Source organism: Streptomyces sp. NPDC051822, from assembly GCF_044452745.1.
Lineage (GTDB): Bacteria > Actinomycetota > Actinomycetes > Streptomycetales > Streptomycetaceae > Streptomyces.
On record NZ_JBITBZ010000006.1, the window covers coordinates 425,237 to 438,591 of the forward strand.

At 73.1% G+C, this 13,355-nt stretch carries 16 protein-coding genes; 2 read left to right on the forward strand and 14 right to left on the reverse strand.

Annotated features, from left to right (window positions below):
• Positions 1-51: 51 nt before the first annotated feature.
• From ACIA8N_RS21575 to ACIA8N_RS21595, 5 genes are all read right to left on the reverse strand, one after another.
• A complete protein-coding gene (locus ACIA8N_RS21575) occupies positions 52-639 on the reverse strand; it encodes a 1-acyl-sn-glycerol-3-phosphate acyltransferase (RefSeq protein WP_051874550.1) in 588 nt (195 codons plus the stop codon).
• Positions 640-692: 53 nt separating this feature from the next.
• Complete coding sequence (cmk, locus tag ACIA8N_RS21580; protein WP_365783678.1) at positions 693-1,367, reverse strand: (d)CMP kinase; 675 nt, start codon at positions 1,365-1,367, stop codon at positions 693-695.
• A gap of 175 nt (positions 1,368-1,542) precedes the next feature.
• Positions 1,543-2,631 carry a prephenate dehydrogenase gene (locus ACIA8N_RS21585; protein ID WP_359207181.1) on the reverse strand — a complete coding sequence of 363 codons (1,089 nt, stop codon included), beginning with the start codon at positions 2,629-2,631 and terminating at the stop codon, positions 1,543-1,545.
• Positions 2,628-2,990 (reverse strand): chorismate mutase, encoded by a 363-nt coding sequence (aroH, locus tag ACIA8N_RS21590; protein ID WP_030551418.1) that lies wholly within the window; start codon positions 2,988-2,990, stop codon positions 2,628-2,630. The genes ACIA8N_RS21585 and aroH overlap by 4 nt, the downstream gene beginning before the upstream one ends.
• A gap of 108 nt (positions 2,991-3,098) precedes the next feature.
• Entirely contained in the window at positions 3,099-3,602 is a 504-nt protein-coding gene (locus tag ACIA8N_RS21595; RefSeq protein WP_399416749.1) for a YidB family protein, read from the reverse strand.
• 99 nt (positions 3,603-3,701) lie between these two features.
• Between ACIA8N_RS21595 and ACIA8N_RS21600 the strand changes: the two genes are divergently transcribed.
• Positions 3,702-4,193 (forward strand): Rieske (2Fe-2S) protein, encoded by a 492-nt coding sequence (locus tag ACIA8N_RS21600; protein ID WP_365787146.1) that lies wholly within the window; start codon positions 3,702-3,704, stop codon positions 4,191-4,193.
• A 10-nt stretch (positions 4,194-4,203) separates the two neighbouring features.
• The gene (locus ACIA8N_RS21605) at positions 4,204-4,893 is read left to right on the forward strand and encodes a DNA polymerase beta superfamily protein (protein ID WP_365787144.1); all 690 of its coding nucleotides are present in this window, start codon (positions 4,204-4,206) and stop codon (positions 4,891-4,893) included.
• On the opposite strand, the gene ACIA8N_RS21610 is transcribed toward ACIA8N_RS21605, so the two are convergent.
• From ACIA8N_RS21610 to ACIA8N_RS21650, 9 genes are all read right to left on the reverse strand, one after another.
• A complete protein-coding gene (locus ACIA8N_RS21610; protein WP_365787142.1) occupies positions 4,873-5,682 on the reverse strand; it encodes a DNA polymerase beta superfamily protein in 810 nt (269 codons plus the stop codon). The genes ACIA8N_RS21605 and ACIA8N_RS21610 overlap by 21 nt on opposite strands.
• A 3-nt stretch (positions 5,683-5,685) precedes the next feature.
• Positions 5,686-6,708: an ADP-ribosylglycohydrolase family protein gene (locus tag ACIA8N_RS21615; RefSeq protein ID WP_365787140.1), complete on the reverse strand. Its 1,023-nt coding sequence runs from the start codon at positions 6,706-6,708 to the stop codon at positions 5,686-5,688.
• A complete protein-coding gene (locus ACIA8N_RS21620) occupies positions 6,705-7,442 on the reverse strand; it encodes an NUDIX domain-containing protein (protein WP_365787138.1) in 738 nt (245 codons plus the stop codon). Before ACIA8N_RS21620 ends, ACIA8N_RS21615 begins: the two co-directional genes overlap by 4 nt.
• Positions 7,439-8,503, reverse strand: coding sequence for an AAA family ATPase (locus tag ACIA8N_RS21625; RefSeq protein ID WP_365787136.1), 1,065 nt, complete (start codon positions 8,501-8,503; stop codon positions 7,439-7,441). Before ACIA8N_RS21625 ends, ACIA8N_RS21620 begins: the two co-directional genes overlap by 4 nt.
• A gap of 262 nt (positions 8,504-8,765) precedes the next feature.
• Positions 8,766-10,118 carry a pseudouridine synthase gene (locus tag ACIA8N_RS21630; RefSeq protein WP_365787134.1) on the reverse strand — a complete coding sequence of 451 codons (1,353 nt, stop codon included), beginning with the start codon at positions 10,116-10,118 and terminating at the stop codon, positions 8,766-8,768.
• A complete protein-coding gene (gene scpB / locus ACIA8N_RS21635) occupies positions 10,118-10,687 on the reverse strand; it encodes an SMC-Scp complex subunit ScpB (RefSeq protein ID WP_051874548.1) in 570 nt (189 codons plus the stop codon). Before scpB ends, ACIA8N_RS21630 begins: the two co-directional genes overlap by 1 nt.
• 32 nt (positions 10,688-10,719) lie before the next feature.
• Positions 10,720-11,751 carry a segregation/condensation protein A gene (locus ACIA8N_RS21640; protein ID WP_365787132.1) on the reverse strand — a complete coding sequence of 344 codons (1,032 nt, stop codon included), beginning with the start codon at positions 11,749-11,751 and terminating at the stop codon, positions 10,720-10,722.
• 46 nt (positions 11,752-11,797) lie between these two features.
• Entirely contained in the window at positions 11,798-12,304 is a 507-nt protein-coding gene (locus ACIA8N_RS21645) for a hypothetical protein (RefSeq protein WP_365787130.1), read from the reverse strand.
• Positions 12,289-13,314 carry a ParA family protein gene (locus ACIA8N_RS21650; protein ID WP_037631020.1) on the reverse strand — a complete coding sequence of 342 codons (1,026 nt, stop codon included), beginning with the start codon at positions 13,312-13,314 and terminating at the stop codon, positions 12,289-12,291. The genes ACIA8N_RS21645 and ACIA8N_RS21650 overlap by 16 nt, the downstream gene beginning before the upstream one ends.
• Positions 13,315-13,355: the final 41 nt, after the last annotated feature.

The following is a 13,355-nucleotide window of genomic DNA, read 5'->3' on the forward strand; positions in this document are numbered from 1 at the left end:
TTCGTGGTCGGTGGGTCCCCGGGCCGCGGGGCCCACTACTCAAAGTCTCGCTCAGCGCCCGGTGAGGCGCCTGGCGTTTTCCAGGTGGTCGGTGAGCTTCCCCTGGATTCGTACGGTGGCCTCGTCGAGGGCCTTGCGGGTGCGGCGGCCCGATCCGTCCCCCGCCTCGAAGGCGTCACCGAAGACGACGTCGACGCGGCCCCTCAGCGGAGGCGCCGCCTTGACCAACCGTCCACGGCGCTCGGTGCTTCCCAGGACGGCCACCGGGACGATCGGGGCACCGCTGCGGACGGCGAAGTAGGCGAGTCCCGCGCGCAGCGAGGCGAAGTCGCCCTCGCCCCGGGTGCCCTCGGGGAAGATCCCGAGGACGCCGCCCTGCTGCAGGACGCCCAGGGCGTTGCCTATCGCGTTCCGGTCGGTGCTCTCGCGGTCCACCTTGACCTGCCCGATGCCCTCCAGGAAGGGCCCGAGGGGCCCGACGAAGGCTTCCTTCTTGACGAGGAAGTGCACGGGCCGCGGTGCGGTGCCCATGACCATGGGGCCGTCGATGTTGTGCGCGTGGTTGACGGCGAGGATGACGGGGCCGGCGGCCGGCACCCGCCAGGCACCGAGGACGCGCGGCTTCCAGAAGCCGTACATCAGCCCGATGCCGATGCGACGGCCGACGGCGGCGCCCTTCAGGGAGGGCAGGGTCACTTGGCCGCCGCCCTCTTCTCGTCCACGAGGGTGACGACGCACTCGATGACCTGGTCCAGGGTGAGGTCGGTGGTGTCGACCTCGACGGCGTCGTCGGCCTTCGCGAGCGGGGAGGTCTTACGGCTGGAGTCGGCCGCGTCCCGCTTGATCAGGGCTTCCTTCGTCGCGTGCACGTCGGCGCCCTTGACCTCGCCGGAGCGGCGGGCGGCACGGGCCTCGGGCGAGGCGGTGAGGAAGATCTTCAGGTCGGCGTCGGGCAGGACGGTGGTGCCGATGTCCCGGCCCTCGACGACGATGCCGTGCTCGGCGCCCTTGGCGATGGTCCGCTGGAGCTCGGTGATGAGCGCCCGCACCTCGGGGACGGCGCTGACGGCGCTGACCTTGGAGGTGACCTCTTCGGTGCGGATGGGGCCCGCCGCGTCGGCGCCGTCGACGGTGATGGTCGGCCGGGCCGGGTCCGTACCGGAGACGATCACCGGCTTGGCGGCGGCGTTGGCCACGGCTTCGGCGTCACTCACGTCGACACCGTTGCTGATCATCCACCAGGTGATCGCCCGGTACTGGGCGCCGGTGTCGAGGTAGCTCAGCCCCAGCTTGGCGGCGACCGCCTTGGAGGTGCTGGACTTGCCCGTGCCGGAGGGCCCGTCGATGGCGACGATCACGGATTCCACGGTGGGAACACCTTCCTGGGGTGAGTGGCGGGACCCGGCGGAGATGCAAGGGACCTCCACAAGGTTACCGAGTCCCCGCACCCGTTCGGCCCAGCCGGTCCCCGGCCCCGCCGGACGGGGCCCGGAGGCCCGCCGGCGCGGGCCCGCGGCCGCGGGCCCGCGCCGGCCGTTCCCGTCAGCCGGTGCGCAGCGCCCAGCCCCGCTCCTGCAGTGCCTTGCCGAGGACCGGGGCCGCCGAGGGCTCCACCATCAGCTGGACGAGACCCGCCTGCTGGCCGGTCGCGTGCTCGATGCGGACGTCCTCGATGTTGACCCCGGCGCGGCCCGCGTCGGCGAAGATCCGGGCCAGCTCGCCCGGCCGGTCGCTGATGAGGACGGCGACGGTCTCGTAGACGGTGGGGGCGGCGCCGTGCTTGCCGGGGACGCGGGCGCGGCCGGCGTTGCCGCGGCGCAGGACGTCCTCGACGCCCGAGGCGCCGTCCCTGCGCTTGTCCTCGTCGGCGGACTGCAGCGAGCGCAGGGCGCGGACGGTCTCGTCGAGGTCGGCGGCGACGCCGGAGAGGACGTCGGCGACGGGGCCGGGGTTGGCGGAGAGGATCTCGATCCACATCCGCGGGTCCGAGGCCGCGATCCGGGTCACGTCGCGGATGCCCTGCCCGCAGAGGCGTACGGCGGACTCGTCGGCCTCCTCCAGGCGGGCGGCGACCATCGACGACACGAGCTGCGGGGTGTGGGAGACGAGGGCGACGGCCCGGTCGTGGGCGTCGGCGTCCATGACGACGGGGACGGCCCGGCAGAGGGCGACGAGTTCCAGGGCGAGGTTGAGGACCTCGGTGTCGGTGTCGCGGGTGGGGGTGAGGACCCAGGGCCGGCCCTCGAAGAGGTCGGCGGTCGCCGCGAGCGGGCCGGAGCGCTCCTTGCCGGACATGGGGTGCGTACCGATGTACGAGGTGAGGTCGAGGCCGAGGGCCTCGAGCTCGCGCTTGGGGCCGCCCTTGACGCTGGCGACGTCCAGGTAGCCGCGGGCGAGCCCGGCGGTCATGGCCTCGGCGAGGGTGGCGGCCACGTGCGCCGGCGGCACGGCGACGATCGCGAGGTCGACGGGCCCTTCGGGCGCCTCGTCGGTGCCTCCGCCGAGCGCGGCGGCCGTGCGGGCCCGCGCGGGGTCGTGGTCGCGCAGATGGACGGTGACGCCCCGGCCCGCGAGGGCGATCGCGGCGGAGGTGCCGATCAGACCGGTTCCGATGACGAGCGCTGTTCTCACTGGGCGATGTCCTTGCGCAGGGCGGCCGCGGCGCCGAGGTAGACGTGCGCGATCCGGGACTTGGGCAGATCGGTCTCGACGTGGGCGAGGAGCCGGACGACCCTCGGCATCGCCCCTTCGATGTCGAGCTCCTGTGCGCAGATCAGCGGTACGTCGACGATGCCGATGCCCCGGGCCGCGGCGGCGGGGAAGTCGCTGTGCAGGTCGGGCGTGGCCGTGAACCAGATGCTGATGAGGTCCTCGGTGGTGAGGTCGTTGCGCGTGAGGACGGCGGTGAGCAGTTCCTCGACCTGTTCGCGCATGTGTCCGGCCTCGTCCCGCTCCAGCTGGACGGCTCCTCGGACCGCTCGTACCGCCACGTCGTGCTCCTTACCTGCGTCAGTGCTCCGTTCAGCCTAGTCAGCGGCAGGGGCGGCGCGCCCCGGCGCCCGCCCTCCGAGACGGGGGGCGGGCGCGCGGGGCGGTCTTCAGAGCTGCTGCTGCCGGATGATGTCCTCAAGGGAACCCTGGGGCACCGAGCCGTTCGGCGTCAGCTTGTCGACGGCCTGCGGCAGCACCTGCGCGATCCGGTCGGCCGCCTCCTCCTCGCTCACGCCCGCGTCCGCGGCGACCTTCCGGAGGGCGTCGCCGGGGAGGGCCTCGGCGATCTGGGGACCGCTGACCGGCTGGTTCCGACCGGTGCCGACCCAGGACTGCGCCTGGTCGGCGAGGCCCGACCTCGTGAGCATGTCGATGAGTCCGCCGAGCGGGTTCGAGCCGTTGCCGCCGACACCCGCGCCACCGCCGGCGCCACCGGCGAGGGCGCCGATCAGGGAGCCGAGGATGCCGCCGGCACCACCGCCGCTGCCGCTCTGTCCGCCGCCTCCGAGGAGGCCTCCGAGGAGACCGCCGAGGTCGTTACCCGCCATGGTCCTGCCTTTCGTCCGGTTCGGAACAGGCCCAATGTCACCCGAACCGGAGTGCTCCGCCACTCGGCGTACACGCCGGGCGGGACCGCCGTGCGGGGGAGCCGGGCCCCGGGTCCAGGCGTGTTGCGGTCCCCCGGCGGGCAGCGCGGCGAAGCTGACGGCATGACTTCACGTGCCACCCCTCGCCGTACCGTCCTGTTCGCCGCAGCGGCCCTGACGACGGGCTGCGGCTCGGACGACGGGGGTGACGGCGGCACGAGCACCAGCGCGCCGGCGACGCCCAGCGCCCCGGCCGCCACCCCGCCGGCGGACGCCACTCCCTCGGCGGGCGGCACTCCCTCGGCGGGCGGCACTCCCTCGGCGGGCGCGGCCCCGCTGGCCACGACCTCCGAGATCCCGGTCGGCGGGGGCACGGTCTTCGCGAAGGAGAAGGTGGTCGTCACCCAGCCCACGGCCGGGGATTTCAAGGCGTTCTCGGCGATCTGCACCCATCAGGGCTGCACGGTGAACAAGGTCGCGGACGGCACCATCAACTGCCCCTGTCACGGCTCGAAGTTCCGCGTCGCCGACGGCTCGGTCGCGGCGGGACCCGCATCCCGGCCGCTCCCGGCCGAGCAGATCATTGTCTCGGAGGACACGATCACCCTCGCGTAATCTGCCGGGCATGACTCCGGACGAGCTGGTGCGCGAGCACACGATCTACTCCTGCGTGATGGGCTCGCGCGCCTTCGGTCTGGCGACCGAGGGCAGCGACACGGACGTCCGGGGCGTCTACCTCGCCCCGACGCCGCTGTTCTGGCACTTCGACAAGCCTCCCGCGCATGTGGAGGGGCCGGGTGAGGAGCAGTTCAGCTGGGAGCTGGAACGATTCTGCGAGCTGGCCCTGCGCAACAACCCCAACGTCCTGGAGTGCCTCCACTCCCCCGTCGTCGAGCACGCCGACGATGTCGGCCGCGAACTCCTCTCGCTGCGCGGCGCCTTCCTCTCCCGGCGGGCCCACCAGACCTTCGTCCGCTACGCGGGCGGCCAGCGCCGCAAGCTGGACGCCGACGTCCGCCAGTACGGCCACCCGCGCTGGAAGCACGCCATGCACCTGCTGCGGCTCCTGACCAGCTGCCGCGACCTGCTGCGCTCCGGCGAGCTCCGCATCGACGTCGGCGAGGAGCGCGACCGTCTCCTGGCGGTCAAGCGCGGCGAGGTCCCCTGGCCGGAGGTCGAGTCCTGGATGAACCGCCTCCAGGAGGAGGCCGATCGCGCCCACGACTCGACCCCCCTCCCGGCCGCCCCCGACCACGCGCGCGTGCAGGACTTCCTGATCCGCGCCCGCCGGTCCTCAGCCCTGGACGACCTCTAGACGTACGCCGGGGTCCGTCGTGACGGCAGACCCCAGCCGGGCGCGCACGACGACGTCGTGCAGCGCGTCGTGGACGCGCACCGAATCCGGAAGCCCCGAAGCCGCCTGGGCCTCGTCCAGAAGCCCGTGCAGGGCCTCCGTCTCGGCCCTTACGTCCTCGACCGGCACCTCCGCGAGCCCGTGCTCCGCCGCCGCCTTCGCCGCGACGAGGTCGGGCAGCCGCGCGGGCGCCTCGGCCACCTCGCCGACCAGGGTCGGCAGATGGGCCTGCACCTCGCCCGAACGCATCAGGTGGATGCCGGTGAGCAGGGCCCGGTAGGTGTAGAGCAGCGGCTTGAGCTCGCCGCTGCTCCCGAAGAGCCGCCACTGCGTCCCGGCGAAGCCCCGGTAGTGGTGCGCGTGGTGGCGGGTGAGCAGCTCGGGCACGAGGGAGACCAGCTCCGCGTGGGTCTCCGTGGTGTGCGCGACCAGCGGGGAGGTGAGCTGCTCCAGGACGTAGCCGTTGCGGCGCAGCATGAGCCGGGCGAACTTCCGCAGGTCGTGGGTGACGAGGTCCATCTCGACGCCGTCGCGGTCCCACATCCTGCTGCGGGTCTCCTCGGGTTCGCGCAGGCCTATGAGGGCGTCCACGGGGAGCAGGTGCGCGCCGCGCAGGTCCACGTCCGAGTCTCGGGACGGGAACCCGTACAGGTGCGCGCCGGAGACGGTCGCGAAGAGCAGGGGGTCGAACTGTTCGGCCACGACGGCGGCCAGCTCGGCGTCGAGCGCGGACTCCAGGGTGAGCGTCATGGATCAAGCGTCCCAGAGCGCGCCGAAGGTCAGCAGGTCGCTCCGGTACTCGATGTGCTCCTCCCACTCCTTCGGCCAGGCGTCGGCGCCGAGGTGCGCGCCGGCGAACGCGCCCGCGAGGGCCGCGATCGAGTCGGAGTCGCCGCGGGTGCAGGCGGCGCGGCGCAGCACGGTCAGGGGCTCGCCGGGGAAGAGGAGGAAGCAGAGCAGCCCGGTCGCGAGCGCCTCCTCGGCGATCCAGCCGTCACCGGTGTACGTGCAGGGGTCGAGCTCCGGGTCGGCGGTGCGCTGGACGGCGTCCAGGCGCTCCAGGATCGCCAGGCACTCGTCCCAGCCGCGCCGGATGAAGGAGAGGGCGGAGGGGTCCTGGGAGCGGGTCCAGAGGTCGCCGAGCCAGTGCTCGTGGTAGCGGGAGCGGTTCTCGTACGCGTACGAGCGCAGCTGTCCCACCAGGCCTGCCGGGTCGACGCCCTGGGCGAGGAGGTACACGGCGCGGGCGGTCAGGTCGGAGGCGGCGAGCGCCGTCGGGTGACCGTGGGTCAGGGCCGCCTGGAGCTGCGCGGCACCGGCCCGCTGCTCCTCGCTGAGGCCGGGGACGAGGCCGATGGGGGTGACCCGCATGTTGGCGCCGCAGCCCTTGGAGCCGATCTGGCTGGCGTCCTGCCAGGGGGTGTCGAGCGTCAGGAGCTGGCAGGCGACCATGCAGGTCCGCCCAGGTGCCCGGTTGTTCTCGGGCGACCGGTACCAGTCGACGAACTCGTCGCGGACCGGCCTGGCAAGCCGCAGCGGGGCAAGCACGCCCCGGTCCATCGCCGTGCGGATCCCCCGGGCGAAGGCGAGCGCCATCTGGGTGTCGTCGGTGACGCGGGCCGGGTCGGGGAGCTTCATGTCCCGCCACGGGCCGTACCAGCTGATGGCTCGTGGTACGTCGATGAACTCCGTGGGGCGTCCCAGCGCGTCGCCGAGCGCCAGCCCGATCAGGGAGCCGGTCGCGGCCTGCTTGGTCGCGGTGCGTGTGAGGTTCATGCGGGGCGTCCTTCCGGTCGCAGCAGGGGCGGGTGGAGGGTGGTGGCCCCGCCCGCCCGGTAGAGAGCGGCCGGTTTCCCCCGTCCGCCGGTGAGGCGCGGAGGCCCTTCCACGGCCTGGACGAAGCCGGGCGTGGTGAGGACCTTGCGCCGGAAGTTGGGGCGGTCGAGTTCGACGCCCCAGACCGTCTCGTAGACGTGCCGCAGCTCGCCGAGGGTGAACTCGGGCGGACAGAAGGCGGTCGCGAGGCAGCTGTACTCCAGCTTGGCGCCGACCCGTTCGTGGGCGTCGGCGAGGATCCGGTCGTGGTCGAAGGCGAGATCCCGGACGGTGTCGTACGGCATCCACCGCGCCTGGGCCGCGTCGCCGCCGCCGCGTGGCTCGGGAGGATCGGGTACGAGCGCGGTGAAGGCGACGGAGACGACCCGCATCCTCGGGTCGCGGTCCGGTTCGCTGTAGGTGCGGAGCTGTTCGAGGTGGAGTCCGGCGACGGTGGCGTCGGAGAGCCCGGTCTCCTCTGCGAGTTCGCGGCGGGCGGCCTGTTCGGCGGACTCGCGGGGCAGCACGAATCCGCCGGGGAGCGCCCAGGACCCGGCGTACGGCTCCTGGCCCCGCTCGACGAGCAGCACGTGGAGGCGCTCCTCGCGGACGGTGAGGACGGCGAGGTCGGCGGTGACGGCGAACGGCTCGAAGGCGTACGGGTCGTACCCGTCGGGCACCCGGCGGCCGGTCATCGGCCCGCCGCAAGGCGGTCTGCGAGGCGGTGGTCCTCGGCGAGCAGGGCGTCCACGGCGGCGACGGCCGCCGCGAGCCGCTCCTCGTGGGGGCCGCTGAGGACGGCCGTACGACGGCCGGAGTGGGCGAGCTGGGTGAGGAAGCGGGCGGTCATCCAGGGCCGCAGCTGCTCCCCGTCCCCCACCCTGTCGTCCTCGGACGCGACGCCCCGGTGGTCGGTGAGCAGCCAGAGGTGGTGCCGTCCGCGGGCGGCGATCTCGCCGGTGGCGGGGCTGGTGGTGCCCATGTACCGCTCGTGCCAGATGGTGGCGGCGAAGGCGTCGGTGTCGCAGAAGAGCACGGGCGAGCCGGCGCGGGCCGCCTCCTCCTCCAGTTCGGCCTGGCGCTGGGCGATGACGGGGAAGTCGGTGGAGTGGAAGGTGACGTCGGCCGAGCTGGCGCCGGGGCGGTCGGCGCGGAGTTCGGCGAGCTTGAGGTCCCTGTACGCGCGCGCGTACTCCGGTACGTAACGGGTGCGGGCCCAGACCCCGCCGCGCCGCCGGTAGTGGTCGGCGAGGGCGAGGGCCATGGTGGTGGCGCCGGTGGACTCGGCGCCGAGGACGACGACCCGCCGGGTGAGCGCGGCCCGTACCGGCGGTTCCAGGTACTCCCAGCAGCCGGCCGGATCCGCGAGGACGTCGGCACTGGAGACCGGGAAGCGGGTGTGCCCGGGGTCTACGCAGACGCTGTCGGCGCCGAAGTGGCGGGCGAGCTCCACCCCGTACGGCTCCGAGGTGAAGACGGCGTCGACGGGTTCGGGCACGGCGGCCCGGAGCACGGCCGTGCGCGCGTCCCACCCGTCGGCGGGAGCGTCGTCGGGGGCGCCGACGACGAGGACGTCGGGGTGGATCTCGCGCATCCAGGTGACCCTGTCCTCCAGCGGGAGGCTGTCCACGGAGGAGGCGCGGACGAGCACGGTGAGGCGCTCGCAGCGGGCGGCGGCGGTGCGGACGAGGTGGTGGTGGCCGGCGTGCGGCGGACAGAACCTGCCGGGGACGAGGCCGTGGCCGTATCGCTTCATGCCGTCACCTCCGCCGTGTACAGGACCCCCGCCGTGTGCGGCCGGAGTTCGGAGCCTGGTCCACCCCCGTGGGTCCAGGTCCGCCGGCCGTACACGGCGAGGCTCATGCCAGCTCCTTTAAGAGTCACCTTGACTATAAAGGAGGACGACCTTCGGCCACAAGGCCGGAAAGGACAGCGGCGACAGCGGCGACAGCCGGAACGCGGAGAAGCCCGCGACCGCCGGGCGGTCACGGGCTTCCTCGTACGACAGACGCGGGGCCTTACATGTTGACTTCCTTCATCAGCATGCCGACCTCGGTGTTGGTGAGCCGGCGCAGCCAGCCCGACTTCTGGTCGCCCAGGGCGATCGGGCCGAAGGCCGTCCGGACCAGCTTCTCGACCGGGAAGCCCGCCTCGGCCAGCATGCGGCGCACGATGTGCTTGCGGCCCTCGTGCAGCGTGACCTCGACAAGGTAGTTCTTGCCGGTCTGCTCGACCACGCGGAAGTGGTCGGCCTTGGCGTAGCCGTCCTCCAGCTGGATGCCGTCCTTCAGCCGCCTGCCGACCTCGCGGGGCAGGGGCCCCGTGATGGCGGCCAGGTAGGTCTTCTTCACGCCGTACTTCGGGTGCGTGAGGCGGTGGGCCAGCTCACCGTGGTTGGTGAGGAGGATGATGCCCTCGGTCTCCGTGTCGAGCCGGCCGACGTGGAACAGCCGGGTCTCACGGTTGTTGACGTAGTCGCCCAGGCACTGGCGGCCGTCCGGGTCCTCCATGGTGGAGACGACGCCGGCCGGCTTGTTCAGCGCGAAGAACAGGTGCGACTGGGTGGCGACGGTCAGGCCGTCCACCTTGATCTCGTCCTTCTCCGGGTCGACGCGCTTGCCCTGCTCCAGGACGATCTCGCCGTTGACCTCGACGCGGGCCTGCTCGATGAGCTCCTCACAGGCACGCCGCGAGCCCATGCCGGCACGGGCGAGGACCTTCTGCAGCCGCTCGCCCTCCTGCTCGGCGCCGGGGAAGGTCTTCGGGGTCTTGATCTCGGGCCGGCCCTCGTACCGCTCCCGGTTGCGCTGCTCGATCTTGGCCTCGAGCTCGCGCGAACGGGCCGGCGCCTGCCGCTGCCCGTGCGGGCCGCGACGGGGCGGCACGCCCTGGGGGGCCTTGGGGCCGCCCTTGGCGCCGCCGCGGGCCGCGGCGCCGCGGCCCTTCTTCGGGGGCTCGGAGGGGCCGCCTACGTCGTAGGAGCGCTCCTCGGGGCGAGGCCGGCGCGGGTTGCCCGGGCGCTGGTCGTCACGACCGCCGCCGCCGGCACCGCGGTAACCGCCACCGCCGCCGGAGCCGCCGGAGCCGCTGCCACCGCGGTAGCCACCGCCGCCGGATCCACCGCTGCCACCGGAGCCACTGCCGCCACGGTAGCCACCGCCACCGGAGCCGCCGGAGCCACTGCCGCCACCGGAGCCCCGGTAGCCGCCACCGCCGCCGCTGCCGCTGCCACCGGAGCCGCGGTAGCCACCGCCGCCGCCGGAGCCGCTGCCACCACGGCCGCCACCGCTGCTGCCGCCGCGGCCGCCGCTGTTGCCACCACGGCTCCCGCCGTTGTTTCCGCTGCTGTTCCTGCCGCTGCTGCTTCGCATCAAACTTCCGTCTTGTCGTCGTCGTCCTCACGACCCGGTGCATCCGGATCGAACGAGGGAACCCCTTCCAGCGAGTCCGGCTCGACCGCCTCCGCCTCGGGGAGGAAGGGCGCCAGCTCGGGGAGCTCGTCCAGGCCACGCAGGCCCATCCGCTCCAGGAAGTAGTTCGTCGTCCTGTACAGGATCGCACCTGTTTCGGGTTCCGCGCCCGTCTCCTCCACCAGACCCCGCTGCAGGAGGGTCCGCATCACCCCGTCGCAGTTGACCCCGCGGACCGCCGAGACCCTCGAACGGCTGACCGGCTGGCGGTACGCGACGACCGCCAGGGTCTCCAGGGCCGCCTGGGTGAGCCGGGCCTGCTGCCCCTCCAGGACGAAGGCCTCGACGGCCTCGGCGTGCTCGGGGCGGGTGTAGTAGCGCCAGCCGCCGGCCACCAGCCGCAGCTCGAAGCCGCGGCCCTGGGCGGTGTACTCGTCGGCCAGCTCGCGCAGGGCGTCGGCCACCTCGCGGGGGGCACGGTCCAGGACCTTGGCGAGGTGCGCCTCGGTGGCGGGCTCGTCGACGACCATGAGGACGGCTTCGAGGGCGGGCTTGAGGTCGCTCACGCGGGGTCCTCCTGGTCGAATTCGTCCGTCACGGCTCCGGCAGGGTCCGTCTCCCCGCCGGTCCAGGAGACCGTGAGGTCTCCGAGGGCGGTCTCCTGGTCGAGGGCGACGGCCTTCTCGCGGTAGAGCTCCAGCAGCGCGAGGAAGCGGGCGACGACGGTGAGGGTGTCGTCGCCGACGTCCTCGATCAGCTCCCGGAAGAGCGCCGCGCCGCGCTCCCGCAGCAGCGCGACGACCACGGCGGCCTGCTCGCGGACGCTGACGAGCGGGGCGTGGATGTGGTCGACGTACACCTGCGGCTCGGCCTTCGGCTGCATGGCCTTGGCGGCCAGCCTGGCGAAGCCCTCGGCGCCGATGGAGATGACGACCTCGGGGAGCAGCTCGGCGTGGTGCGGTTCGAGTCCGACGGTACGGGGGTGGCGGCGGCCCTCGGCCTCCCAGCGCTCCTCGAAGATCGCCGCGACGCGTTTGTACGCCCGGTACTGCAGGAGCCGGGCGAAGAGCAGGTCGCGCGCCTCCAGGAGCGCGAGGTCGGCCTCGTCCTCCACCTCTGCGGCGGGCAGCAGCCGGGCGGTCTTGAGGTCGAGCAGGGTGGCGGCGACGACGAGGAACTCGGTGGTCTGGTCGAGGTCGCCGTCGGGGCCCAGGGCGCGCAGATGCGCCATGAACTCGTCGGTGACCTGGGAGAGGGCGACCTCGGTGACGTCGAGCTTGTGCTTGGTGATCAGCTGGAGGAGCAGGTCGAAGGGACCTTCGAAGTTCGAGAGCCGCACGGTGAACCGTCCGTCACCGCTCGCATGGCCCTCAGCGGCCCCGTCCTGGGCCGCCACCGGCCCGACGTCCGGCAGGGGCTCCAGAGCCTCTGCGGGCTCCTCCTCGCCCCGTGGAGGCTCTTCCTCGCCCCGTGGGGGCGTTCCCTCGCCCCGAACGGGCCCCGGCTCGCCGCGTATGGGCTCCGCCTCCCCCCGGCCGCGGCCCAGGAGGCGGCGGCGCGGCGGGCGGGACGTTTCGTCGGAGGCGTGGTGCATGGAGGTCCAGGGGGAACGGAGAGCGCGGGCAGCCCGCAGGCTACCTTCAGCGGCCGCGCAGACGGCGGACGAGGATGCTCGCGTCGCCGCGGGACTCCAGGTCCGCCAGGACGACCGCGACGGCCTCCCGGACGATCCGGCCCCGGTCGACGGCGAGGCCGTGCTCGCCCCGCAGTACGAGCCGGGCGTGCTCCAGGTCCATCAGCTCCTCGGCGGAGACGTAGACCGTGATCTTCTCGTCGTGGCGCTCGCGGCCGCTGGGCCGCCGGTTCGGGGCACGGCCGCCGCGCCGCCGCGCCGCCGGGGCGGGCACCGGTGCGGAGGGCGCGGACTTGGCCGCGGCGCCTTCGGGCTCCGCCGTCCGGGCCCGCGGTTCGGCCGTGTCCGAGTCCGCCGTCGTGTGCTCCGCGGAGCCGGAGCCCTCGGCGGCCGCCGGGGTGCTCTCGCCCGCCGGTGCCGGGACGGCCCGGCGGGGTGCGGACGCCTGGAGCGCCATCCCCCCGGTCGTACGGAAGAGTTCGTCGGCGCCGGGCAGACTCACTCGGCGTGACACCGGGCGAGCACCTCCCTGGCGAGCTGGCGGTAGGCGGCGGCGCCCACGGAGTTGGAGGCGTACGTGGTGATGGGCTCGCCGGCGACCGTGGTCTCCGGGAAGCGCACGGTCCGCCCGATGACCGTGTGGTACACGTGGTCGTCGAAGGCCTCGACGACGCGCGCGAGGACCTCACGGCTGTGCACGGTGCGGGAGTCGTACATCGTGGCGAGGATGCCGTCGAGCTCCAGGTCGGGGTTGAGCCGCTCCTGGACCTTCTCGATGGTCTCGGTCAGCAGGGCCACTCCGCGCAGCGCGAAGAACTCGCATTCCAGCGGCACGATGACCTTGTGAGCCGCCGTCAGGGCGTTCACGGTCAGCAGGCCGAGCGAGGGCTGACAGTCGATCACGATGTAGTCGTAGTCGTTCATCAGCGGCTTCAGGGCGCGCTGGAGCGTCGACTCTCGCGCGACCTCGCTGACGAGCTGGACTTCGGCGGCCGAGAGGTCGATGTTGCTCGGCAGCAGGTCCATGTTGGGCACGGCGGTCTTGAGGAGGACCTCGTCGGCCGACATGCCCCGCTCCATGAGCAGGTTGTAGACGGTGAGGTCGAGCTCCATCGGGTTCACGCCGAGGCCGACCGACAGGGCTCCCTGCGGGTCGAAGTCGACGAGCAGCACCCGTCGTCCGTACTCGGCGAGCGCGGCACCCAGGTTGATGGTCGACGTGGTCTTGCCGACGCCGCCCTTCTGGTTGCACATCGCGATGATCTTCGCGGGTCCGTGGTCGGTCAGTGGACCCGGGATCGGGAAGTACGGAAGGGGCCGTCCGGTGGGGCCGATCCTCTCGCGGCGCTGGCGTGCAGCGTCGGGTGCGAGGGTGGCCGCGTACTCCGGGTCGGGCTCGTACTCGGCGTCGGGGTCGTAGAAGTGCCCCTCGGGCACCTCGTCAAAGGCGGCGAAGTGGGTGGACTCTCGGCCCATCTCGTTGCCGGCCGTGGCGTTCACGTGTAGGCCGTCCATCGTCTTCATCGTGTGGGCTGTCGTCATGGGCTGGTGCGTCGCGAAGGTCC

Bases quoted from the DNA above. Each gene is read 5' to 3' on its own strand.
- ACIA8N_RS21600 (WP_365787146.1), top strand. From the start codon at position 3,702: ATGACTTCACGTGCCACCCCTCGCCGTACCGTCCTGTTCGCCGCAGCG.
- ACIA8N_RS21615 (WP_365787140.1), bottom strand. From the start codon at position 6,708: ATGAACCTCACACGCACCGCGACCAAGCAGGCCGCGACCGGCTCCCTG.
- ACIA8N_RS21650 (WP_037631020.1), bottom strand. From the start codon at position 13,314: ATGAAGACGATGGACGGCCTACACGTGAACGCCACGGCCGGCAACGAG.
- ACIA8N_RS21640 (WP_365787132.1), bottom strand. From the start codon at position 11,751: ATGCACCACGCCTCCGACGAAACGTCCCGCCCGCCGCGCCGCCGCCTC.
- scpB (WP_051874548.1), bottom strand. From the start codon at position 10,687: ATGGTCGTCGACGAGCCCGCCACCGAGGCGCACCTCGCCAAGGTCCTG.
- ACIA8N_RS21605 (WP_365787144.1), top strand. From the start codon at position 4,204: ATGACTCCGGACGAGCTGGTGCGCGAGCACACGATCTACTCCTGCGTG.
- ACIA8N_RS21625 (WP_365787136.1), bottom strand. From the start codon at position 8,503: ATGAAGCGATACGGCCACGGCCTCGTCCCCGGCAGGTTCTGTCCGCCG.
- ACIA8N_RS21620 (WP_365787138.1), bottom strand. From the start codon at position 7,442: ATGACCGGCCGCCGGGTGCCCGACGGGTACGACCCGTACGCCTTCGAG.
- ACIA8N_RS21575 (WP_051874550.1), bottom strand. From the start codon at position 639: ATGTACGGCTTCTGGAAGCCGCGCGTCCTCGGTGCCTGGCGGGTGCCG.
- ACIA8N_RS21630 (WP_365787134.1), bottom strand. From the start codon at position 10,118: ATGCGAAGCAGCAGCGGCAGGAACAGCAGCGGAAACAACGGCGGGAGC.
- ACIA8N_RS21610 (WP_365787142.1), bottom strand. From the start codon at position 5,682: ATGACGCTCACCCTGGAGTCCGCGCTCGACGCCGAGCTGGCCGCCGTC.